The following is a 21,830-nucleotide window of genomic DNA, read 5'->3' as shown; positions in this document are numbered from 1 at the left end:
CCTGTAAGGACAATGAAGTCTTTACTAGGTGTTTTTTATTTATCTTTTTTTTCCTCTAATGTTTGTTACTAGCAATAGAGGAAAGACAGTCTTGTTTTTCAATTCATAAATAAGGTATACTAGGAATACATGATTTGTTCGGGTTTTAGAGCCAAGGATGATAGTGCAGAATAGCTATTAATAATCAAGGATTAAGCGATCGGTCATCGCTTTTTTTATAGAAATAATTGTAGGAGGAACTTCCATTGACAAAAGAAAATATAGAAAAGGTACGTGTATTTGCCCTAGGTGGAGTCGGTGAAATAGGGAAAAACATGTACGTAGTTGAAGTAGATGAAGACATCATTGTCGTTGATGCTGGTTTAATGTTCCCTGATGATGATATGTTAGGTGTCGACATTGTTATTCCAGATGTATCATACCTTGTAGAGAATGAAGATCGTGTAAGGGGTATAATCCTAACTCATGGTCATGAAGATCACATCGGTGGTTTGTCTTATGTACTAAAGAAGATTAATGTGCCAGTTTATGCAACAAAGCTTACACTTGGATTGGTAGAAGAGAAGCTAAAAGAAGCAGGAGTGTTACGTCATACAACATTAAGATTAATTGATTCGAATTCACAGCTAACAATTGGATCAACAAAGGTATCGTTTTTCAGAACAAATCACAGCATACCTGATTCTGTTGGTGTTTGTGTTGAGACGTCGCAAGGTGCAGTCGTTCATACTGGAGATTTTAAATTTGACCAGACTCCAGTTGATGGCAAGCAAGCAGAAATCGGAAAGATGGCTGCAATTGGTGAACGTGGTGTTCTCTGTTTACTTTCTGATAGTACAAATGCAGAGAGACCTGGTACAACTAAATCAGAAACAGAGGTTGGACAAGGAATCGCCGATGTTTTTGATAAGACAGAAGGCCGAATTATTGTAACGACTTTTGCATCAAATGTTCACAGAATACAGCAAGTCATTCATGCTTCAGTAAAGACGAACCGAAAATTAGCAGTTGTCGGGAAGAGTATGATTCGTGTGATTACAATTGCAACCAGACTAGGTTATTTAGATGCACCAAAGGATCTATTTATTGACATCGATGAGGTTAGTAAGTATCGTGATGAGCGTTTGGCTATTTTAACAACAGGTAGTCAGGGTGAGCCGATGTCTGCATTAACTAGAATGGCCAAAGGTGCTCATCGTCAAATTACGATCAATGTCAATGATACCGTTATTATTGCAGCTTCAGCGATTCCTGGTAATGAGAAATCCGTTTCAGGAATTATTGACAAGCTACATCGTATTGGTGCAGACGTTGTTTATGGACAAGCGAAAGTACATGCATCAGGACATGGTAGTCAAGATGAATTGAAGCTAATGTTAAATCTAATGCAGCCTAAGTTTTTTGTACCTATTCATGGAGAATTCCGAATGCAGCATGCCCACCGTTCGCTAGCAGTAAGCGTTGGAATTAAACTAGAACATATCTATCTAGTTGATAAAGGTGAGGTTGTTGAATTTACAAACGGACAAGCAAGATTAGCTGGAAAAGTTCCATCTGGAAATGTGCTTATCGACGGCCTTGGTGTAGGGGACGTTGGTAATATCGTTCTAAGAGACCGCCGTTTACTATCTAAAGATGGTATCCTTGTTGTAGTCGTAACGTTAAATAAAAAGACCGGTGAATTTATCTCGGGACCTAATATTATTTCTAGAGGGTTTGTTTATGTACGTGAGTCAGAGAAGCTACTTGATGATGCCAATGAACTTGTAGAATCAATTTTAAAGAAATGTGTTAGCGAGAATGTAAATGAATGGTCTTCACTAAAGAGCAATGTAAGAGAGGGATTAAGTCGTTTCTTGTTTGAAAAAACAAAGAGAAGACCAATGATCTTACCAATTATTATGGAAGTTTAAAAAAGTTTCAAAAGGTCTTATTGACCTTTTGAAACTTTTTTTTGGATGAAATGGAAAAACGTACACATACTAGAAGGTAGATATAATTAAAGGAGGAAGGTTGAAATGGGTAACGGATTAAATGAACAGCCTCAAGCACCGGAAACTCCACAAAAGGAACAGAAGAGTGGGATCATTGAAAAGATACAAGAACTTGGTCAAACGAATGTTCCTGACATGGAGGGCTCAAATATTCATTGTATGACAATTGTTGGGCAAATTGAAGGACATATGCAACTACCTCCACAAAACAAAACGACCAAGTATGAACATATCATCCCGCAGCTAGTTGCGATTGAGCAAAATCCAAAAATTGAAGGTCTTTTGCTTGTCTTAAATACAGTTGGTGGGGATGTTGAAGCAGGGCTTGCCATTTCAGAGATGATTTCATCAATGTCCAAACCAACAGTCACATTAGTTCTAGGTGGTGGACATTCGATTGGTGTTCCAATTGCAGTAGCAGCAAATTACTCGCTCATTGCGGAGACAGCTACAATGACCATTCATCCAGTGCGATTAACAGGACTTGTCATTGGGGTACCACAAACGTTTGAATACTTAGACAAAATGCAGGAACGCGTGATAAATTTTGTTACAAAGCACTCGAATATTACAGATGAAAAATTTAAGGAATTGATGTTTTCAAAGGGTAACCTTACGAGGGATATAGGAACGAATGTTGTTGGCACAGATGCTGTTGAATATGGCTTAATTAATGAAGTTGGTGGGATTGGACAATCCCTTAGGAAGCTAAATGAATTAATCGACCAAAACAAGCAAACGAATAATGGAGGAGAAGTGATCCAATGATTCTCTATACGATGATGCCGCAAGAATATATTTTTCCAGAGGATGATTCGTCCTTTCAATCACAAAAGGTTATTTCATGTGATGCAGGTCATCTTATTGTTGAACAGATTAATTCGACACAATATCGTATTGTCAGACTAATGAGTAGTAATGCGATGGATTATTTGGATGACAAATATACTCCAGGATCAATAATTCAAGCAGCACCTCAACTTTAGTTGTTTAGTCGTATATTGTCTTATGCTATAATTAACTTCATCCAAGCATGGTCGAAGCAGCCAATTTTGGCTGCTTCTTAAGTATGGTTCCTATTTTTAGTAGTAAAGGGTGAAAGCAGTATGGCAAGGCGAAAGAAAAAAAGAAAAACCGAGTGGAAATCTCAACTTACATATGAACTCATCGGTCTCGGCTTACTAGTTATTGCCTTCGTCACATTAGCACGATTAGGTAGCGTTGGTGAAACGTTTGTCAGACTGTTTCGTTTTTTTCTAGGTGAATGGTTTATCGTTCTCGCAATTGGGCTTTTAGTTACGGCATTATATATAATGATCAAGCGTAAAAAACCGACCTATTGGTCTAGGAAAATGGCAGGAGTCTACGTCATTATTTTAGCAATGGGGTTACTTGCACACATCAGTCTATTCCATCAATTAAGTGGCAGAGATGGATTTGAAGATCAATCGGTGATTAGAAATACCTGGCGTTTGTTTTGGATGGAGATGAGAGGACAAGCCCCTATTGAAGATTTAGGTGGAGGAATGATTGGAGCTTTTGCCTTTGCTGTCAGCCATTTTTTATTTGCTGAAGAAGGCACATATTTCGTTGGTTTTATTCTCCTGCTAATCGGAGTCATTTTATTAACTGGTAAATCACTATCCGAATTGTTAAGTAAGATTTTTAGAAAAGCATATACATTCGTTTTTGATACATTTAGTAGCTTAGGAACTGAATTTAAGCAACTACGTGAAAGAACAAAAGAGCGTTTAAAAGAAGAAAAGAAAGCCTATAAAGAGAAGAAAGCTATGAAAGAGAAGTCTGATGATCGGAATTTGCAAGAGAAATTCGAGGACAGTCCAAACAAAATGGAAGAGCAGCTAGAGTTATTAGAGCCTGAGATCGTAGACTTCACTCAAAAAGCATACAAACAGGAAGCGAAAAAAGAAGCTTCAAAAAAGGTTGCAGAATCTAAGGAAGAAGAAAGTCAAGAAGAAACAATTGAAATTGATATAACAGAGCCGCTCGTAACGGCTGCCGAAACAAACAAATCATATAAGTTGCCAGATTTAGAGCTTCTTAAACTACCTAATAACCCAAGTCAGTTAAATGAAAAAAAGTTATTAACTGCCAATGCAAAAAAATTAGAACAAACACTAGAAAGCTTCGGTGTGAAAGCAAGAGTCTCTAAAGTTCATCTTGGTCCAGCAGTCACTAAGTACGAAGTGAATCCAAGTGTGGGGGTCAAGGTAAGTAAGATCGTCAATTTGGCTGATGATTTAGCTCTAGCTCTAGCAGCTAAAGATATTAGAATGGAAGCTCCAATTCCCGGTAAATCAGCAATTGGAATCGAGGTGCCAAACCATGAGGTTGCGATTGTTACGCTGCGTGAAGTACTTGATTCACCTCAATCAAAGGATGAAAAAAATGTACTCGCAGCTGGATTAGGTCGTGATATTTCAGGTGAACCGGTGCTCGCACATTTAAATAAAATGCCACATCTACTCGTTGCTGGGGCAACAGGGAGTGGGAAAAGTGTTTGTATCAATGGCATTATTGTAAGTATTCTTTTAAAGGCTAAGCCCCATGAAGTTAAATTGATGATGATCGATCCGAAAATGGTTGAGTTAAATGTTTATAATGGAATCCCGCATTTACTAACCCCTGTTGTAACAGAACCGAAAAAAGCATCGCAAGCATTAAAAAAGGTCGTGGCCGAAATGGAACGGCGTTATGATCTGTTTTCACATAGTGGTACAAGAAATATCGAGGGGTATAATGAACTTGTAAATCGCCAAAATGAAGAGGGGGACGCTAAGCAGCCAACATTACCTTATATTATCGTTATTGTTGATGAGCTGGCAGACTTGATGATGGTCGCATCAGGCGATGTTGAAGATTCGATCGCAAGGCTTGCACAAATGGCAAGGGCTGCTGGTATTCATATGATTATCGCAACACAGCGTCCTTCAGTAGATGTTATAACAGGTGTAATTAAGGCGAATATTCCTTCGCGCATTGCTTTTGGTGTCTCTTCTCAGATTGATTCTCGAACCATTCTCGATTCTGGTGGAGCCGAAAAACTCTTAGGGCGTGGTGATATGTTATACATGCCTGTTGGAGCGAACAAGCCGACAAGAATTCAAGGTGCCTATCTTTCCGATCAAGAAGTGGAGGATGTCGTTGAATTTGTCATTTCGCAACAGAAGGCACAGTATCAGGAAGAAATGACACCAACAGAGGAGCCAACGGTTACTGAGAAAGCAGAAGATGAACTTTATGATTCCGCCGTTGAGCTTATTCTTGAGATGAATACGGCTTCTGTATCAATGCTACAAAGGCGTTTTAGAATTGGTTATACTCGTGCTGCAAGACTAATTGATGAAATGGAAGTTAGAGGCATTGTTGGTCCATATGAAGGAAGTAAACCTAGAGAAGTACTTATCTCTAAACCAAAAGAAGATGAGGCGTCATTATCGTAAGTGGGAGAAGGAGTGGGGTTGTTCATGATTAAGGCTGATCAAAGACCGTTGTACCTGCAAGTCATTGATAGAATGAAGGAGGATATTGACAAAAAAGTGTATGAAGAGGGCCAAAAGCTCCCTTCAGAGTTTGAATTGTCAAAAATATTAGGAGTAAGTCGAGCGACGTTACGAGAGGCTTTACGATTACTAGAAGAAGATGGTGTTGTGATTCGAAGGCATGGAGTTGGAACATTTGTTCATTCGAAACCATTATTTTCGGCGGGTATTGAAGAAATGCAAAGTGTAACCGATATGATCGTAAAGGCGAATATGAAGCCAGGTACAATTTTCTTATCTTCTTCAGTACAGGATGCTACTGAAGAAGATAAGCGGAAATTTAATAAGGATGATTTAACAGAAGTGATGGAGATCGAAAGAGTAAGAACAGCTGATGATGCACCAGTTGTTTACTGTCTAGATCGAATCCCTAACGAATTATTTGTGAATCATTCTATTCACGAAACTAAATCAATTTTTCGATTTTTAGAAGAAATTGGTCGGACAATTACATATGCCGTTACGTATATAGAACCTGTAGGCTATGACGAGAAGATTTCTGAAATTTTAGAATGTGACCCAGAGACTTCATTGCTTTTGTTAAAACAAATGCATTATGACCAACACGAAACTCCTCTACTGTATTCATTAAATTATTTTCGAGCAGATAAATTTAAATTTCACGTAGTAAGAAGAAGAGTGAAAGCATAACCTAAGCCTGATGGTATAAAGGAGATGATTATTTGAAACAACTATCTGAACAAATCGAACAGCATAACGGATTAACTATTCATACGATGAAGACTGATAAATATAAAACAAATACGTTAATCCTAATGGTGAGAGCTCCACTTGAAGCAGAAACTGTTGCGAAAAGGGCACTACTTCCGCATGTCCTTCAAAATGGAACAATGACTAGTCCGTCCAGAAAAGAAATTAGAGAACGTTTGGACGAGATGTACGGGGCAACGTTATCAACAGATGTTCAAAAAAAAGGTGAAGAACATGTCATAACTTTTAGTATGGATGTTGCAAATGAGCGATTCTTATCGGACCCGACTCCACTTTTTGAACAAGGATTGAAGCTATTGGCTGAAGTGCTATTAAATCCATTTGTTAAAGATGATTCGTTTTCTGAAACGGTTGTCGAAAATGAAAAACGATCATTAATCCAAAGAATTCAATCTGTTTATGATGATAAAATGCGGTATGCAAACGTAAGGGTAACTGAAGAAATGTGTAAAGGAGAACCATTTGCCCTAACAGCATTTGGTACGGTCGAAGAGGTTGAGAAAATTACTCCAACCAATCTCCACGACTATTACAAAACTTGGCTGCAAACAAATGCATTTGATTTGTACATTGTCGGAGCCATTGATGAAGCAAAGGCCGTTACAATGGTCAAGGAAGCATTTACAATAGGGGAGACATCAGCAAGCCAAAGCACAAAGCCTGTCAGCCCTGATATTAAAGAAGTTAAAATTGTTCATGAGGAACAAGATGTGAAGCAGGGAAAACTACATATGGGCTTCCGTACGTACACTGCGTATGGTGACGATGATTATGTAGCGATGCAGATTTGTAACGGGTTATTTGGCGGTTTTTCACATTCTAAATTGTTTATCAATGTCCGTGAAAAGGAAAGTCTTGCCTATTATGCTGCTTCAAGACTTGAGAGTCATAAAGGAATCATGATGGTTATGTCAGGGATTGAGTTCTCTAAGTATGACCGAGCAGTTGAAATTATCAAAGAACAATTAGATGCGATGAAGCAAGGGGATTTCACTGAAGCGGAAGTCGAACAGACAAAGGCAATGATTAAAAATCAAATTTTAGAAACATCAGATGTTGCAAGAGGTCTTGTAGAGCTTTCATATCATCAAGTAGTGAGTGGCAAGAATCGAACTCTTTCAGATTGGATCAAACTAGTTGACTCGGTTTCGAAAGAAGATGTCGTTCAAGCTGCAAAGAAAATTAAGCTAGACACCATTTACTTTCTTACAGGGAAGGAGGAGAACAAATGAAACCAGTTCAATTCTCCCAAGTAGAAGAAACACTTTATCATGAAAAGCTTAACAATGGTTTAAATGTCTACGTTCTCCCAAAAGCGGAGTTTAACAAAACGTATGCGACATTTACTACAAAGTATGGTTCCGTTGATCAGCACTTTACACCACTAGGTCAAAAAGAAGCGGTCAAAGTTCCTGATGGGATCGCTCACTTTCTAGAACATAAAATGTTTGAAGATGAAGAAGGAGATGTGTTTCAGGATTTCAGTAAGCAAGGGGCTTCTGCTAATGCATTTACGAGCTTTACACGAACGGCTTATTTATTTTCAAGTACATCAAACGTAGAGAAAAATCTAGAGACACTGATCGATTTTGTCCAACATCCCTATTTTACAGAGGAATCTGTTGAAAAGGAAAAAGGGATTATTAATCAAGAAATTACTATGTACGACGATAACCCTGACTGGCGTGCTTATTTTGGATTAATTGCGAATATGTTTCAGACGCACCCGGTTAAAATTGATATCGCCGGAACGATTGAATCGATCTCTACGATAACGAAGGATTTATTATATACATGTTATGAAACCTTTTATCACCCGAACAACATGGTGCTTTTCGTTGTTGGGCCAGTCAATCCAGAAGAAATCATTAATCAAGTAAAGGAAAACCAAAGTAAGAAAGAATTTGCTCAACCCGAACCAATTGAACGTTTCTTTGAATCGGAATCTGACGAAGTGGCAAAAGCAAAGGACATACTCACGATGTCTGTTCAAACACCGAAATGTATGGTCGGCTTCAAAGAAAAAGATGCGAATCGTCAAGGGAATGACTTGTTAAAAAGAGAATTATCGGTAGCGATTTTGCTCGATTTGATGTTTGGTCAGAGTTCTTTAAATTACCAGACACTGTTTGAAGAAGGATTAATAGACGATTCCTTTTCGTTTGACCATTCAGCGGAAGAAGGCTTTGGTTTTACCATTTTAGGTGGAGATACAAAATATCCAGATAAATTTGCTGCACGTATAAAAGAAATGATTGAAGAGTTTAAAAACCAGCCTCTTGATGAAGAGTCGGTAAACAGAGCAATAAAAAAGAAAATTGGTTCTTTTATGAGATCACTAAATTCGCCTGAATATATTGCCAATCAATTCACTAGATACCAGTTTAATGATATGAACCTATTCGAAGTTGTACCGATGTTAGAAAGTATTGCTACAGCTGATCTAACTGAAATTTTAGAAGATCATTTTCAATTTCAACGCTTTACCGTCTTTCAAGTGAAGCCAGAGGGGTATAAGGAATAGATGAAAAATATTTTAATTACAGGGGCATCCGGAGGAATTGGTTCAGCGATAGCAACAGAGCTGGCTTCTCCAGGCTGCTCTCTTTTTTTACATTATTATCAAGGTGAACAGCAAATACAAAAGATTAAAAGAGAGTGTGAGGAACTGGGGGCTGTTGTGTATCTCGTTAAAGCGAATCTTCTTGCTGACAATGGTGATCAAGAATTATTGGCCTGTATACCGGAGCAATTACCTTTTAATACAATTATACATAATGCGGGTACAAGTCATTTTGGATTATTTACAGATATGACAAATATGGAACTTGAAGAAATGATGAATATCCATTTGATGAATCCAATGAAAATAACGCGCACCCTTCTACCTGGAATGCTTAGTCAAAAACAAGGAAAAATAATTGTGATCTCGTCGATTTGGGGGGTAACGGGTGCTTCTTGTGAAGTGTTATACTCAACAGCTAAAGCGGGCCTAAATGGCTTTGTGAAAGCATTGGCTAAAGAGATTGCACCGAGCAATATCCAAGTTAATGGCGTCGCTCCAGGAGCAATCGAAACAGAGATGCTCAGACAACAAACGGATGACATTCTTGATGAGTTGAAAACGGAAATACCTGCAAATAGATTAGGGAAACCAGAAGAGGTCAGTCAATTGGTCTCCTTTCTTCAATCAGATCGTGCATCATACATAAATGGACAAATTTTGTCGATTAACGGTGCTTGGTATTGTTAAAAATTATAGTTCGATGCATATTTTGATTGAAAAAACGAAAAATAAGATCGAAGTACAAAATCAAGGAGGGGTTTTCATGTCTGTACTCGACAATTGGGATCAATGGAAAGATTTCTTGGGTGATCGTTTAAATCAAGCACAAAGTGAAGGAATGGATCAAAATGTTGTCTCTGATGTTGCTTATCAAGTTGGTGAATATTTGGCGCAACAAGTTGAGCCTAAAAACGAGCAAGAACGTGTCTTAGCAGAGTTATGGCGTGTTGCTGATGAACAAGAACAGCATGCTATTGCTAATATGATGGTGAAACTTGTTAAGAACGAAGGCTAAATAGTAGAAACAAAACGCCGCTCTTGCGGCGTTTTTTCTGCAAAGCAAGATAAGATTTAGATATATGCTTAGAAATCCGACAAAGTTCTTTCAATTGTCATGAAAATCCATTATCATGAGAGTGAAGTGTTACCATTTCAAGTAAAGGATGAGATAGATGACAGTAAAAGAATGGTATATTGAATATCAAATACATAAAAATAGACCGGGTTTGCTTGGTGATATTTCCTCTTTACTTGGTATGTTAGCTATTAATATTGTTACAATTAATGGTGTTGAAAACATGAGACGTGGCATGCTTATTCGAAGCACCCATGATGATCAAGTACTGCGCTTTCAAGCAATATTACATACGATGGAAGATATAACATTAACTAAGATTCGAGAACCAAGACTACGTGATCGGTTGGCAATTAGACATGGTCGCTATATTGAACGGGATGCCGATGATAAAAAAACATTCAGGTTTGTTAGAAATGAGCTAGGTCTGCTCGTTGATTTCATGGCTGAGCTTTACAAGCGTGAAGGTCATTACTTAGTTGGTGTTCGGGGAATGCCGCGAGTTGGTAAAACGGAATCGATCGTTGCAGCTAGTGTTTGTGCAAATAAGAGATGGTCATTTATATCTTCAACACTTTTAAGGCAAACGGTTAGAAATCAGTTAGCGGAAGATGAATATAGTGAAGATCATATTTTTATTATTGATGGGATTGTTACAACAATGAGATCGACAGAGAAGCATAGGATGCTTGTTCGTGATATCATGAGACTACCAGCAGTAAAAGTAGTTGAACATCCTGATATTTTTGTCAGAGAGTCAGAATATGAACTTGAAGACTTCGATTGTATAATTGAACTTCGGAATGATGATTCGGAGGAAATAACGTATGATGTTGTGGAATCTGGTTTTTCCTCTTTCGATATAAGTTAAGTGGGTAGGTGTTTTCATTGTCAGAATTAGGTCAGCATTTAAAAGAAGCACGTGAGCAAAAAGATATTTCGTTAGATGATTTACAGCAAACTACGAAAATTCAAAAAAGATACTTAATAGCGATTGAAGAAGGTCGTTTTGACAGTTTACCAGGTCTTTTCTACGCAAGGGCATTTATTAAGACATATGCTGAGGCAATCGGTTTGGATCCTGAGCCGCTCTTTGACCAATTTCGTGGTGAATTACCTAATCCTCAACGAGAGTCAGTTCAATTACCTTCTAGGACAGAAAGAGCAAGGGTAGCACCAAAAGCTCCGAGAAAACGTCCAAAGGGGAGTCCGTTCGTCTCGACATTGCTAGCGATCGTTTTTATAGCAATTATTGTTATAGTGATTTACCTATTTAATCAAGGGAACATAGATCCAGAAGTTGTTGAGCAACCTGATACGAGTGAGAATGTTGAAGGTGAATTTAGTGAAACACTTCCAGAAGAAGAGGAACCTGTAGCTGATGAAGAAGAGGAACCTGTAGCTGATGAAGACGAGCAAGCGGATGTTGAACCAGAACCGGAACCTGATTCGATTTCGTTGAATTTTATTGAAAGCCAAGGCAATGTTTCCTATTATGAATTAGTAGGCGGAACTCTTGAGGCGATCAGAATTGAGGTTTCAGGTACTTCTTACATCGATGTGAAGAATGCTCTAGGCAAAACGCTATATCTTTCAAATAAAGGAGAGAACACGACACTCGACTTCTCTAGTGAAGAAGAAATTCTTCTAAACTTCGGTGCATCAACAAATGTTAATTTATTCATTGGCGAAACGGAAGTCGAATTTCCACTTGATATTCCACACCAAAAAATTAATATTACTGTAGTGAACGAAGAGTAATTAATATTTCAAGTTCTAGGCTGTTGAGAAAGGTATAATTCCTTGCTTAGCAGCCTTTTATTTCGGGTATAGGCATTATAAATAGAAAAGAGATACGGTTCTGTTATTATTAAGTTAGCTTTGATATTTATTAATCAACTTATAAATATGATACAATGAGTATAATGCTTCATGTAATTAATTCGTTTTGAAGAGAGGGACTCACTTGAATTTACCTAACAAAATTACCATTTCACGTATTTTTCTTATTCCATTATTTATGATCTTCATGCTAGTACCTTTTCCTTTTGGTGACATTAACTTCCTTGGAACAACATTACCCTTAGCTCATCTGATTGGGGCACTAATTTTTATTTTTGCTGCTGCGACTGATTGGCTCGATGGGTATTATGCAAGAAAGTTAAATCTTATTACTAATTTCGGGAAATTTCTAGATCCACTTGCAGATAAATTGTTAATCACAGCTGCGTTAATCGCTCTTGTTCAATTACAATTATTACCTGCTTGGATTGCCATTATCATTATTAGTCGAGAGTTTGCAGTAACTGGTATTCGACTTATTGCAGCAGGTGACGGTGAAGTAATTGCGGCAAGTCAGTTAGGAAAATTAAAAACGGTGGCACAAATTGTTGCTATCTCAGCACTTTTGTTACATAATTGGCCATTTCAAGCAATTTCTTTACCATTTGATATGATCACAATTTGGATTGCGACAATCTTAACAGTATTATCTGGTGTTGATTATTTTCAAAAAAACAAACATATTCTGTTAAAATCAAAATAATAGGCGGTTGATCAGATGAATGCAGAAATCATTTCTGTTGGATCTGAGCTTTTACTCGGACAAATTGTTAATTCCAATGCAGCTTTTATTTCAAAGGAATTGGCAACAATTGGTGTAAATGTATTCTATCAAACCTCTGTAGGAGATAATAAAGAAAGATTAACTGATATAGTGCATCAAGCGTTTGAACGATCTGATTTATTAATTTTTACAGGCGGATTGGGTCCAACAAAAGACGATTTAACAAAAGAAACAATTGCTTCAATAATTGGAGAGAAATTAATCTATGATGAACCATCTCTTCACTTTATTGAAGACTATTTTCGTAAGCGTAACAAAGTAATGTCGGAAAATAATAAGAAACAAGCTCTTGTTATTGAAGGGAGTCGCGTGCTTCCAAATCATTTTGGAATGGCACCAGGTATGCTAGTAACATTTGGTTCAAAAACAATTGTCTTACTTCCTGGTCCACCTAAAGAAATGGAGCCAATGTGTAGACATGAACTACTTCCATTACTTTCGAAAGTTGATGACCAAACTTCTATTAACTCAAGGGTTTTACGCTTTTTTGGTATTGGTGAATCTCAACTTGAAACAGATATTATTGATTTGATTGACCTTCAGACAAACCCAACAATAGCTCCATTAGCTGGGGATGGCGAAGTGACGTTACGTTTAACCGCTAAGCACTCGAATAAGGTAGAGCAATTGCGTCTTTTAGACGAAACAGAAAAACAGATTCAAGCAAGGGTTGGTCAATATTTTTATGGATATGGCGAGACGACGTTGTTTGAGCAAGTATTTTTGCAATTAGAGGAAAAAGGCTGTACGATATCATCAGCAGAAAGTTTTACTGGTGGTCTTTTTTCACATCAATTGAGTCTCTTTCCTGGAGCATCAACAGTGTTTTCAGGTGCGATCGTTTCTTATTCAAGTGAATTAAAACGAAAAGTATTAGGGGTTTCAAAAGAAACGATTGATCAGTTTGGTGTGATTAGTCACCAATGTGCAAAAGAAATGGCAAGCTGTGTCAGAGCTCAATGTGGGACATCTCTTGGTATTAGCTTTACAGGTGTTGCTGGTCCAACACAACAGGAAAATCAACCAGTTGGCGATATATATATTGGAATTGCTGGAATTGGTCATGAGCCTATATCTTTCAAATTATCATTACCTGGGAATCGTAAAGCAATAACTGAAAGAGCTGTGAAATATGGTTGTTTTTATTTGTTGAACGAATTGAAAAGGTGGAATAAAACAGAATGACAATGTATTTTAATGATTTTCAAATATCAGAACCAATTAAACGTGCAATTAAAGACATGGGATTTGAAGAACCCTCTCCGATTCAAGAAAAAGCTATTCCTGTCATACTTGAAGGGGGAGACGTTATTGGACAGGCGCAAACAGGTACAGGTAAAACGGCTGCATTTGGAATCCCTGTCGTTGATAAAGTTACTTCAGAACGCTTCGTTCAAGCTCTTATTCTTACTCCGACGAGAGAGCTGGCTATTCAAGTATCTGGAGAGCTTCAAAAGCTTTCTGTTCATAAAAGTATCCGTTCTCTACCGATTTACGGTGGACAGTCAATTGGCCACCAAATAAAAGCATTAAAGCAAGGGGTTCAAGTTGTAATTGGAACACCGGGTCGAATTCTTGATCATTTACGTAGGAAAACATTACAACTCGACCAAGTTCATACAATCGTCCTTGATGAAGCAGATGAAATGCTTGATATGGGTTTTGTTGATGATATTGAGATGATTCTTCGTCAAGTTAATAAAGATCGTCAAACATTACTTTTTTCGGCAACAATGCCACCAGCAATTAAGAAACTGTCTAATCGCTACATGTCTTCACCGAAAATGGTCACAATCAACAAAGGTGAAGTAACAGCACCATTAATTAATCAAATGTACTTCAAAGTGTTAGAACGTAATAAGGTAGATTCTCTTTGCCGGATTATTGACAGTGAGGACATCGATCTTGGGATATTATTTTGTCGAACTAAAAAAGGTGTTGCAGAGCTTACTGAGGCATTACAGGCACGGGGCTATTTAGCAGACGGGCTACATGGTGATTTAACTCAATCACAAAGAGACTCAGTGATGAAGAAGTTCCGAGATTCATCGATTGAATTTTTAATTGCAACTGATGTAGCTGCTCGTGGAATTGATGTTGAGAATGTCTCCCATGTTATTAACTACGACATTCCGCAAGACCCAGAAAGCTATGTTCACAGAATTGGTCGTACTGGTCGAGCAGGACGGAAGGGCTTAGCATTAACGCTTGTGACACCGCGTGAAATGAAGCATCTTCGTTCAATAGAAAATGAAATCAAAATGAGCATTCCTTCACAAGAAGTTCCAACAATCGAGGAAGTAGTTGAAAAGCAGCAGAGTGCTTGGAAGAAACTGATTTCCGATCAGATTGCAAGTGATGACAAGGAAAAAGAATTATTTGCACCACTTGTGGAAGAAGTTCTTAAGGAACACTCCCCAGAAGAGGTTGTTGCAGCATTGTTAAAGATGAATTTTTCGACGGATACCTCATCAGAAGAAGCGGGTTATCAATTCGGTGAAACTGGTGCAGCAAAAGGGATGGTTCGTTTCTTTATTAATGTCGGAAGAAATGTTAACCTCACACCAAAAATTATGATTGATGAAATATCTGAAATGGTAGGAATTCCAGCGAATTCAATTGGCAAAATTGATATATTTGAAAATTTTACTTTTATTGAGGTTCCTGAAGAAGCTGCTCCTTTTGTCTATGAGGCACTACGTTATTCAAGGTTAAATGGAGCACGAGTGAATTTAGAACCTGCAAAACCACGACCGAAACGTGATCGAAGTGCATCTCCTGCTCGTCCTTCCCGTCCTACGACTAAATAAATCCTTCCACTCTACACCTATCATTTAATTTCTCAAAAGGCTATTATAAGCCTTTTGAGACCTTTTTAAACTCATCATTGTCCGTTTCTCTCTAATGAAAATAAAATAGCGAATAAATGTTCGTAAAAACTATTGGCAAAAGCGATGAAACAAGGTATGATAGAGAAGAAATAAATGATTCGCTTTTTATCCAATTTATATAAACAAGATTATGTAATTATAGAGGAGAGATTTAATATGAGTGATCGTAAGGCAGCCCTTGAGATGGCCCTGCGTCAAATCGAAAAGCAATTTGGTAAAGGTTCAATTATGAAGCTAGGTGAACAAACAGATCAACGAGTTTCGACTGTTTCTACAGGTGCACTTGCTCTAGACATCGCTCTTGGTGTGGGTGGGTATCCAAAAGGACGTGTTATTGAGGTTTATGGTCCAGAATCTTCTGGTAAAACAACAGTAACTCTTCATGCGATTGCAGAAATTCAACGTCAAGGTGGACAAGCCGCATTTATTGATGCAGAGCATGCACTTGATCCCGTTTATGCACAAAAGCTTGGAGTTAATATTGATGAATTACTTCTTTCACAGCCAGATACGGGTGAACAAGCTTTAGAGATTGCTGAAGCATTAGTACGTAGTGGTGCTGTTGATATGATTGTTATTGATAGTGTCGCGGCCCTTGTTCCTAAAGCTGAGATTGAAGGAGATATGGGTGACAGTCATGTTGGTTTACAAGCGCGTCTAATGTCACAAGCTCTTCGTAAGCTTTCTGGTGCGATAAATAAATCTAAGACTATTGCTATTTTCATTAACCAAATTCGTGAAAAAGTTGGAGTTATGTTTGGTAACCCTGAAACAACGCCTGGTGGTCGTGCATTAAAGTTCTATTCTTCTGTTAGATTAGAAGTTCGCCGTGCAGAGACATTGAAGCAAGGAAATGACATGGTTGGTAACAAAACCAAAATTAAGGTCGTTAAAAATAAAGTTGCTCCTCCTTTTAAAGTTGCCGAAGTAGATATTATGTACGGAGAAGGGATTTCTCGAGAAGGGTCTATTTTAGATATTGCTTCTGAACTTGATATCGTACAAAAAAGTGGAGCATGGTATTCCTTTAACGAAGAAAGACTTGGTCAAGGTCGTGAGAATTCTAAGCAGTTCCTAAAAGAGAATAAAGAATTAACAGAGCAAATTGAGACGTTAATTCGTGATCACCATGGCTTAAATGGTGAGATTCAAGTGGCTGCTGCAACGGAAGAAGAAATAGAAGATATTCCATTCGACTTAAAATAAATAGATCTTCAATGAGAGAATAAGCACCTTAGGTGCTTATTCTTTTCAGGTTTGAGAGGTGGTAGGCAAAATGAAATTTTTATATGTTACTGACACCCATATAAGAGGAACAACCCCTAAGAATCGCTTAGATGTCTATGTTGATACATTAAAAGAAAAAATTAATGAGGTCGTTGACATAGCGAATGAAGAAAGAGTTGACCTACTATTACATGGAGGGGATGTGTTTGATCGACCAGATCTATCTCCGAATGTTGTGGGACAGTTTGCAAAAATCTTTAAAAAAGCACAAATGCCTATATACGTCGTAGCCGGAAATCATGATACGTTTGGACATAATCCAGAAACCATTTCTAGAACAATGCTAGGGTTAATGGATTCATTTGGTGTGATGAATGTAATTGGGCCGCATAACCCACTATTGTTTGAAGATGAGGTAAGAGTTCAAATTAGTGGACAGCCCTACCATTATGATTTAGACCAAAGAGACCCTAAGCTAGACTATTACCCTAGTAATGAGACCAATGCAGATGTACTCATTCATATTGTTCATAGTATGCTTGTAGAGAAAGCATTGCCAGAAGGTGTTGCCCATACAATAATTGATCATATTTGGGGAACCCCTGCAGATATTATCCTAACTGGACATTATCATGGTGGATTTGGGATTAAAGAGCGTAATGGAAAGTTTATCTGTAATCCTGGGGCTTTAAGCAGAGTAAATAATCACTGGTCTGAGATTAGTAGAATGCCAAAGGTAATCATAGGGAATGTAACGAAGGCAGGAATTTCGTTAGAAGAGAGATACATCAAATGTGCTAAAAAAGGGGATGATGTCCTCGACCGTACATTTTTAGAAAAGGCTGTTCATCAGGAAGAGAAATTGCATAGCTTTGTTCAACAAATTAAAGCATCATCACAGTTTCAAACATTACAAATGGCTGATATTATTCAAGAGATTGCTTCGCTTAAAGAGGTAGAAGAGAAAGTGAAACAAGAAGCTCTTAGAAGGATGACCGTGATCCAGGAGCAATGGAAGGATGGAGATTATGACTAATATCCATTCAGTTAGATTAGAGAACTTTCAATCACATTTAGATAGCTATATTGAATTTGACAAAGGGTTAAATGTGTTGGTCGGTCAATCTGACAGTGGTAAAACAGCTGTTTTAAGAGGGATTCGCTGGGCTTTATATAATCAGCCGAGAGGAACGGACTTTATCCGGGTGTCTGGTGATTTTGTTCGAGTGACAGTGACATTTGATAACGGAACCGAAATAAGTAGGGAGCGTACGTCATCAAAGAATCGTTATACAATTAGACAGCCTGAGAAGGAGGACCTCATTCTTGAAGGATTTGGGATTCATGTACCGATTGAGGTATTAGAAGCACATGGAATGGGGCATATGCGAATCGATACAGATCATGAGCTCTCGATTCATTTATCACAGCAGCTTGATGGACCATTTTTGCTTGAACAAACAAGTTCGGTTCGAGCAAAGACACTTGGTCGAATAAGTGGTGCTCATTTTTTAGATATGGCTATTCGTGAAACGACTAAGGATGTTTCACAATTAAATCAGCGAATGAAACGTGAACAAGAAGCAGTCGATTCTTTGAAAGAAGAACTCCAACCATATGCTAGTGTTCCTGAAATGAAAGAAAAACTTAACTTAACAGAAGAAAACATTAAGACAATCACTCAATTAGTTGATCGAAAAAAAACACTAGAGCAACTAAGAGTTAAAAAACTAGAATTAAAGACAGAAGAAGAGTTTACCACCAAAAGAAGACAACTCGTCCAAAATGTCGATCAATGGGAGCGACAACTGCTTTCATTGGAAAATAAGATTGTTAGATTTAAAATGTTAGATTCAAAAGCTCAGCAAAAAAAGGATTTAACAAAAAATAGTAATGTCTGTATGCAATGGATCAAAAAAACCGACCAAATCAGTACAGCTAATCAACAGTTTGAATGGCTGCAACAGCAAGTAAGTCTCATGAAAACGTTGAAACTAAAACATTCCCAATCGAAAGAAATCAATGAAGAAGAGAGGAAATCTCATGATCAAAATGCAGTAACATTATTTTTAAAGGAAATAGATCAAGAGACGATTGAGGCAATTAACGTTCAACGCCAAAGACTAAAGCAACTTTCAAATGTGAAAAGTCAATTACAACAAATTGTCAATCAACGTAGTCAAATAGATCGTTTAACAGAGAAACTACCCTCAATTGAAGTAGTCATGAAAAATGAAGAGCGTTTGAGTAATAAGGTCCAGAAACATTTGGAGCTCCAAACAAAGCTTCTCGAACTACGTGATTATGAAAAGCGAATGGAAAATGGCAAAAGGTATATTCAATTGCAAATAAATGAACAAGAAGAAGAGGAACAGCGGCTCCAACAATATTTAATTGAACAAGGGTCTTGTCCAACTTGTGGTCAATCGATCTGCAAGCATGACCCAAAATAGGGGAGGAATGACGATGACTGTAGAACAGCAAATAGCACAAATAAAAAAAGCAATTGATAAGGCACGTGACATGCGTTACCGAGCAGAGGCTAAATTAGAAGAGCTCGAAAATCAAAAAAGTAGGCTATTACTAGAGCTGCAGGAACTTGGTGTGAAACCAGAAGAACTTGACAATGAAATCGAAAAGCTTGAGCAAGACATTGAGCAAGCATTAAAAGAAACATGGGCACTTATACCAAAGGAACTGATCGAAAATGAATAATGGTAATGTTGACGAACAACTTCGCAACTTACAGGCTCGCTATCAAAATGCCCTTACGAAATGGAATCGCCTTGACGCTAAGAAGAACTTACTAGAAGAACAGCTCTCACAAAAAATAGCAGAGTTAGATTCCTATTTCGAGACAGTTGATACGTATGAAAAAGCTAGAGTATTGTTGCAGCAGTCAGCTGAATTTGCACGTGAACAGGCAAAGCAACAAATTGAGACACTCGTCACAAATGCCCTGCAGTATGTCTTTGGTCCGTTATTTTCATTTCAGATTGAATTAGATGAACATGGCAATAAACCAATCGCTGAATTTTATGTCGTTTCCGAATATGAAGGAATAAAAGTCAAAACTAGACCACAAGATTCAAGAGGTGGGGGAGTTGTTGACATTGTTACACTTGCTCTTAGAGTCGCGATCATCGAAACAATTCATCCAAGAAAAACGGGTCCTTTGCTATTAGATGAGCCAGGAAAGCATGTTTCAGGTGATTATGTGTACTCATTATACGAATTTTTAAAGTCATTAAGTACGATGTTTAATAGACAAATAATCATGATTACCCATAACTATCACTTAGCCCAATCTGGTGATCTGGCCTATGAGGTATCTATTAGAGATGGAGTAAGTGAGGTTACTAAAATTGACAGCGCTTGACATTATCTGTAACGGCATTTAAAATTAAGTAGAATGCGGTAAATACTATGTCATATTTATTTTTTTCCGCGATCATATAACATGTTTTATAATGATGAAGTATGACAAATTGACACCCAACAATTAGATAGCAAGAGGAGGTGAAAGAGTGAGTATTGAGATTAATGTTATCCTCTTCTCCGCTTTGCTTGTTGTCTCTGCAATCATTTTTGCAGTTGTTGGATATCTTGTTCGAAAATCCATTGCTGAAGCTAAAATTTCCAGTGCGGAACATGCAGCCAAACAAATTGTGGAAGATGCGAAACGTGATGCTGAAGCTAGTAAAAAGGAATCGATCCTTGAAATGAAGGACGAAGCTCATAAATTACGTACGGAAGCAGAACGTGAAGTTCGTGAACGGAGAAATGAGATTCAAAAACAAGAGAATCGTTTGGTACAGAAAGAAGAGATTCTTGACCGTAAAAGTGAAACCTTAGATAAGAAAGAGGAATCCTTGGAAAAAAGGGAGGAATCTCTCACCAAAAAACAACGCCAAATTGAAGAGATGGAACACAAAGTGGAGGAAATCAGAAATCAACAGCAAGTTGAACTTGAACGTATTTCTGGATTAACCCGCGAACAAGCACGTGAATCTATTCGAGCGGAAGTAGAGCAGGATATTGCACATGAAACAGCTCTACTTATTAAAGAACGAATGGCACAAGCGAAAGAGGAAGCCGATAAAAAGGCGAAAGAAGTGTTGTCTCTTGCGATTCAACGTTGTTCGGCTGACCATGTTGCAGAAACAACGGTTTCCGTTGTCACTCTTCCTAATGACGAGATGAAGGGTCGTATCATCGGTCGTGAAGGTCGAAATATTCGGGCACTAGAGACATTAACCGGGATTGATTTAATTATTGATGATACGCCAGAAGCGGTTATTTTATCAGGATTTGATCCAATTCGAAGAGAGATTGCTCGTACCGCTCTTGAAAAGCTTGTCCAGGACGGTCGAATTCATCCAGCTCGAATTGAAGAAATGGTTGATAAATCTCGTCGTGAAGTTGACGAGTCAATTAGAGAATATGGGGAACAGACGACTTTTGAAATGGGTATTCATGGTCTACACCCTGATTTAATCAAGATCCTTGGACGATTAAAATTCCGCACAAGCTATGGACAAAATGTGTTGAAGCACTCTATGGAGGTAGCACATTTAGCTGGTTTGATGGCCGCTGAACTTGGTGAAGACATTAAACTCGCAAAACGTGCGGGCTTACTGCATGATATTGGTAAGGCAATTGACCATGAGGTTGAAGGAAGTCATGTTGAAATTGGGGTAGAACTTGCAACGAAATACAAGGAACACCCTGTTGTCATCAATTCGATTGCTTCACATCATGGAGATACTGAATCTACCTCAATTATCTCATCACTTGTTGCAGCAGCAGATGCATTATCTGCAGCACGTCCAGGTGCACGTAGAGAAACGCTTGAAACATATATTCGTCGCCTTGAAAAGCTTGAAGAAATTTCAGAGTCATTCGAAGGTGTTGAAAAGACTTATGCGATTCAAGCAGGTCGCGAAGTACGTATTTTAGTTAGACCAGATGTTGTTGACGATGCACTTGCCCATAAATTGGCACGTGACATTACGAAGAGAATTGAAGAAGAACTGGATTACCCTGGTCATATTCGGGTAACCGTTATTCGTGAAACAAGAGCAGTTGAATATGCAAAATAAAAGTGGCGTTTTCGCCACTTTTATTTTTTTATAAAGCGTATTCGTCTAAAATAG

General features: G+C 38.0%; 20 protein-coding genes. All 20 read left to right on the top strand.

From position 1 onward, the window contains the following. The first annotated feature begins 245 nt into the window (after positions 1-245). The 20 genes from J7W16_RS12650 (at position 246) to rny (ending at position 21,776) form a co-directional block, all read left to right on the top strand. A complete protein-coding gene (locus J7W16_RS12650; protein WP_210597686.1) occupies positions 246-1,913 on the top strand; it encodes a ribonuclease J in 1,668 nt (555 codons plus the stop codon). 105 nt (positions 1,914-2,018) lie between these two features. Then, complete coding sequence (locus J7W16_RS12645) at positions 2,019-2,762, top strand: ClpP family protease (RefSeq protein WP_210597685.1); 744 nt, start codon at positions 2,019-2,021, stop codon at positions 2,760-2,762. Next, positions 2,759-2,980: a YlzJ-like family protein gene (locus J7W16_RS12640; protein ID WP_210597684.1), complete on the top strand. Its 222-nt coding sequence runs from the start codon at positions 2,759-2,761 to the stop codon at positions 2,978-2,980. Before J7W16_RS12645 ends, J7W16_RS12640 begins: the two co-directional genes overlap by 4 nt. A 120-nt stretch (positions 2,981-3,100) precedes the next feature. Then, positions 3,101-5,458 (top strand): DNA translocase FtsK, encoded by a 2,358-nt coding sequence (locus tag J7W16_RS12635; protein WP_210597683.1) that lies wholly within the window; start codon positions 3,101-3,103, stop codon positions 5,456-5,458. 24 nt (positions 5,459-5,482) lie between these two features. Beyond that, a complete protein-coding gene (locus tag J7W16_RS12630) occupies positions 5,483-6,208 on the top strand; it encodes a GntR family transcriptional regulator (protein ID WP_210597682.1) in 726 nt (241 codons plus the stop codon). Positions 6,209-6,240: 32 nt separating this feature from the next. After that, entirely contained in the window at positions 6,241-7,521 is a 1,281-nt protein-coding gene (gene yfmF, locus J7W16_RS12625; RefSeq protein ID WP_210597681.1) for an EF-P 5-aminopentanol modification-associated protein YfmF, read from the top strand. Then, a complete protein-coding gene (gene yfmH, locus J7W16_RS12620) occupies positions 7,518-8,813 on the top strand; it encodes an EF-P 5-aminopentanol modification-associated protein YfmH (protein WP_210597680.1) in 1,296 nt (431 codons plus the stop codon). The genes yfmF and yfmH overlap by 4 nt, the downstream gene beginning before the upstream one ends. After that, positions 8,814-9,542 (top strand): elongation factor P 5-aminopentanone reductase, encoded by a 729-nt coding sequence (gene ymfI, locus J7W16_RS12615; protein WP_210597679.1) that lies wholly within the window; start codon positions 8,814-8,816, stop codon positions 9,540-9,542. A 76-nt stretch (positions 9,543-9,618) separates the two neighbouring features. Next, on the top strand, positions 9,619-9,870 hold the full coding sequence (locus J7W16_RS12610; RefSeq protein WP_210597678.1) for a DUF3243 domain-containing protein: 252 nt from the start codon (positions 9,619-9,621) through the stop codon (positions 9,868-9,870). A gap of 157 nt (positions 9,871-10,027) precedes the next feature. Then, on the top strand, positions 10,028-10,801 hold the full coding sequence (locus J7W16_RS12605; protein ID WP_210597677.1) for a DUF3388 domain-containing protein: 774 nt from the start codon (positions 10,028-10,030) through the stop codon (positions 10,799-10,801). Positions 10,802-10,809: 8 nt separating this feature from the next. Then, the gene (locus tag J7W16_RS12600; protein WP_419095837.1) at positions 10,810-11,691 is read left to right on the top strand and encodes a helix-turn-helix domain-containing protein; all 882 of its coding nucleotides are present in this window, start codon (positions 10,810-10,812) and stop codon (positions 11,689-11,691) included. 205 nt (positions 11,692-11,896) lie between these two features. After that, positions 11,897-12,475, top strand: a complete 579-nt coding sequence (gene pgsA / locus J7W16_RS12595; RefSeq protein ID WP_210597675.1) for a CDP-diacylglycerol--glycerol-3-phosphate 3-phosphatidyltransferase — start codon at positions 11,897-11,899, stop codon at positions 12,473-12,475. Between the two features lie 15 nt (positions 12,476-12,490). Next, positions 12,491-13,741 (top strand): competence/damage-inducible protein A, encoded by a 1,251-nt coding sequence (locus tag J7W16_RS12590; protein ID WP_210597674.1) that lies wholly within the window; start codon positions 12,491-12,493, stop codon positions 13,739-13,741. Beyond that, positions 13,738-15,366 (top strand): DEAD/DEAH box helicase, encoded by a 1,629-nt coding sequence (locus tag J7W16_RS12585; protein ID WP_210597673.1) that lies wholly within the window; start codon positions 13,738-13,740, stop codon positions 15,364-15,366. The genes J7W16_RS12590 and J7W16_RS12585 overlap by 4 nt, the downstream gene beginning before the upstream one ends. A 237-nt stretch (positions 15,367-15,603) precedes the next feature. Beyond that, positions 15,604-16,653: a recombinase RecA gene (gene recA, locus J7W16_RS12580; RefSeq protein WP_210597672.1), complete on the top strand. Its 1,050-nt coding sequence runs from the start codon at positions 15,604-15,606 to the stop codon at positions 16,651-16,653. 70 nt (positions 16,654-16,723) lie between these two features. Continuing rightward, positions 16,724-17,710, top strand: coding sequence for a metallophosphoesterase (locus tag J7W16_RS12575; RefSeq protein ID WP_210597671.1), 987 nt, complete (start codon positions 16,724-16,726; stop codon positions 17,708-17,710). Continuing rightward, complete coding sequence (locus J7W16_RS12570; protein WP_210597670.1) at positions 17,703-19,127, top strand: AAA family ATPase; 1,425 nt, start codon at positions 17,703-17,705, stop codon at positions 19,125-19,127. Before J7W16_RS12575 ends, J7W16_RS12570 begins: the two co-directional genes overlap by 8 nt. A 13-nt stretch (positions 19,128-19,140) precedes the next feature. Beyond that, positions 19,141-19,389 (top strand): hypothetical protein, encoded by a 249-nt coding sequence (locus J7W16_RS12565; RefSeq protein WP_210597669.1) that lies wholly within the window; start codon positions 19,141-19,143, stop codon positions 19,387-19,389. Next, positions 19,382-20,053 (top strand): ATP-binding protein, encoded by a 672-nt coding sequence (locus J7W16_RS12560; RefSeq protein ID WP_210597668.1) that lies wholly within the window; start codon positions 19,382-19,384, stop codon positions 20,051-20,053. Before J7W16_RS12565 ends, J7W16_RS12560 begins: the two co-directional genes overlap by 8 nt. Before the next feature lie 154 nt (positions 20,054-20,207). After that, the gene (gene rny / locus J7W16_RS12555) at positions 20,208-21,776 is read left to right on the top strand and encodes a ribonuclease Y (RefSeq protein WP_210598028.1); all 1,569 of its coding nucleotides are present in this window, start codon (positions 20,208-20,210) and stop codon (positions 21,774-21,776) included. Positions 21,777-21,830 lie beyond the last annotated feature (54 nt).

The sequence above is a fragment of the Halalkalibacter suaedae genome, assembly GCF_017939705.1.
In the GTDB taxonomy this organism is placed as follows: Bacteria; Bacillota; Bacilli; order Bacillales; family Bacillaceae_D; genus Halalkalibacter; species Halalkalibacter suaedae.
Note: the sequence above shows the minus strand (reverse complement) of the source record. Positions and strands in the feature narration are given on the sequence as shown.

Coding starts and splice junctions, on each gene's coding strand:
- J7W16_RS12560 (WP_210597668.1), top strand. CDS start 19,382: ATGAATAATGGTAATGTTGACGAACAACTTCGCAACTTACAGGCTCGC.
- J7W16_RS12565 (WP_210597669.1), top strand. CDS start 19,141: ATGACTGTAGAACAGCAAATAGCACAAATAAAAAAAGCAATTGATAAG.
- ymfI (WP_210597679.1), top strand. CDS start 8,814: ATGAAAAATATTTTAATTACAGGGGCATCCGGAGGAATTGGTTCAGCG.
- J7W16_RS12570 (WP_210597670.1), top strand. CDS start 17,703: ATGACTAATATCCATTCAGTTAGATTAGAGAACTTTCAATCACATTTA.
- J7W16_RS12645 (WP_210597685.1), top strand. CDS start 2,019: ATGGGTAACGGATTAAATGAACAGCCTCAAGCACCGGAAACTCCACAA.
- yfmH (WP_210597680.1), top strand. CDS start 7,518: ATGAAACCAGTTCAATTCTCCCAAGTAGAAGAAACACTTTATCATGAA.
- J7W16_RS12605 (WP_210597677.1), top strand. CDS start 10,028: ATGACAGTAAAAGAATGGTATATTGAATATCAAATACATAAAAATAGA.
- J7W16_RS12630 (WP_210597682.1), top strand. CDS start 5,483: ATGATTAAGGCTGATCAAAGACCGTTGTACCTGCAAGTCATTGATAGA.
- J7W16_RS12585 (WP_210597673.1), top strand. CDS start 13,738: ATGACAATGTATTTTAATGATTTTCAAATATCAGAACCAATTAAACGT.
- J7W16_RS12640 (WP_210597684.1), top strand. CDS start 2,759: ATGATTCTCTATACGATGATGCCGCAAGAATATATTTTTCCAGAGGAT.
- J7W16_RS12590 (WP_210597674.1), top strand. CDS start 12,491: ATGAATGCAGAAATCATTTCTGTTGGATCTGAGCTTTTACTCGGACAA.
- recA (WP_210597672.1), top strand. CDS start 15,604: ATGAGTGATCGTAAGGCAGCCCTTGAGATGGCCCTGCGTCAAATCGAA.
- J7W16_RS12635 (WP_210597683.1), top strand. CDS start 3,101: ATGGCAAGGCGAAAGAAAAAAAGAAAAACCGAGTGGAAATCTCAACTT.
- J7W16_RS12610 (WP_210597678.1), top strand. CDS start 9,619: ATGTCTGTACTCGACAATTGGGATCAATGGAAAGATTTCTTGGGTGAT.
- J7W16_RS12575 (WP_210597671.1), top strand. CDS start 16,724: ATGAAATTTTTATATGTTACTGACACCCATATAAGAGGAACAACCCCT.